The following is a 1576-nucleotide window of genomic DNA, read 5'->3' as shown; positions in this document are numbered from 1 at the left end:
CCGCCTCTTCCACGGCGATTTCATCGAACGGGTTCATCGACATCTTCACGTTGGCAATGTCGACGCCCGTGCCATCCGACTTCACACGAACCTTCACGTTGTAATCGACTACGCGTTTGACTGGCACAAGGACTTTCATGGTCGCTTATAAGGTAGACGCACGGAAACCTGCGCTTGAGATGAGGAGAGCACCATAGCGGAGGAATGTGAGCAGGGATTGCGAGGAAACGGCGCGATGCGCGCCGCGGGGATTGCCGCTTACGGGCAGATACAGTAGTTGCTGAAGCCGCCGTCCCGGTTTTCGATGCCGGCAAGCGCCGTATTGATCTTCGAGAGAGGATAACGACGATGTTCGAAAACCGACATGTCGACAGCGCCGGCTTCGACGAGATCGGCCATTTCCTGCCCTTGTCCCGCGGTGAACCACACCGAACCCTGCAGCTGGATATCGTTGTCCATCAGATAGTGAAGATCGATGGGTACGTCACCGGCAACAGCGCCGACGTTGACCTGAACGCCACCACGGCGAAGCGCAGCGAGTGCCTCGAGCATCGTCGACTGCGGAGCGCCCGGACCCAGCGCGTCGATGACGACATCCACGCCCAGTCCATCCGTCAGTTCCTTCGCCCAGGCGTCAGTCGGAAGATCACCGAGTTGATGGATCTCGATCCGCTCGGGCGAGATCGCCTGTACCCGCTTCAGCAGTTCCAGGTTGCGCCCCGTGCCGAGAACCTTTCTCGCGCCCAGGCCGAGCGCAAAAATGGCCGTTCCGAGACCCAACGTGCCACTGATGCCATTGATCAGCATAGTGGTGCCAGGACCAACGTTCGCTCGACGCAGCGCGCGGTAGCCGGTTCCGATATAGCCGAAGCGCGACGCCGCTTCGAAGCCGAGATTATCGGGCAACTTCACGAGACTGTATTGCGGCGCCGTCATGTACTCGCACAGACCCCCATAGGGATAGTCGTCGAACATGGTCTGCGATCGTTCGCTGAAACCGAAGTAGCCGTTGAACGTGTAATACGGGCACGAAGTCGTGTTGCCGGAGCGACAGGCACGGCAGCCACCGCAGTAGCGAGCCGGATTGACATAGATGCGGTCACCCGGCTTCCACGCGTGAACCTGCGAGCCGACCTGTTCAATCACGCCGCTTGCATCCAGTCCGAAGATCGCAGGCAGCTTCGGCAGCGGAAGGTTGGGAAACCAGGTGGTCCAGTTGGCGAGCACATTGCCGAGATTCGGCACGATGTTGCACGACTTGACCTTGACGAGCACGTCGGTGGGGCGAACTTCCGGCACCGGAATGTCTTCTATCACCATCGGTTCTCCGACGTGGTGCATCCGGGCTGCCTTCATAAGTCTTGTCATGATTTGTCTACTGCCGAGCTTTCTGAGTGCGACGGGGGTTGATTCTGCCTCTTTGCGAGCGAGCCGCAGCTCGCGGCACAGGAAGCTGTTGGTGTTTTCGCGCGCCAGATGTCGCGTATCCACACCGGGTTTGCCGATGTATTGCGTTCGATCCGTGCCTCGCTTACCGCGCGCTTTTCGAGAACGAGGCACGCCACGCTTCCACCGT

Annotated in this window: 1 protein-coding gene and 1 pseudogene; both read right to left on the bottom strand. The window is 59.5% G+C overall.

What is annotated here, in order from left to right; translation table 11 throughout:
- Positions 1-139 (bottom strand): annotated as a pseudogene (locus tag U5775_RS38710) (electron transfer flavoprotein subunit beta/FixA family protein); the annotation flags it as partial.
- A gap of 119 nt (positions 140-258) precedes the next feature.
- Positions 259-1576, bottom strand: a 1318-nt coding sequence (locus U5775_RS38705; RefSeq protein ID WP_322063401.1) for an alcohol dehydrogenase catalytic domain-containing protein, incomplete at its 5' end; no start/stop codon positions are given.

This window comes from Paraburkholderia sp. J63 (assembly GCF_905220245.1).
In the GTDB taxonomy this organism is placed as follows: Bacteria; Pseudomonadota; Gammaproteobacteria; order Burkholderiales; family Burkholderiaceae; genus Paraburkholderia.
Note: the sequence above shows the minus strand (reverse complement) of the source record. Positions and strands in the feature narration are given on the sequence as shown.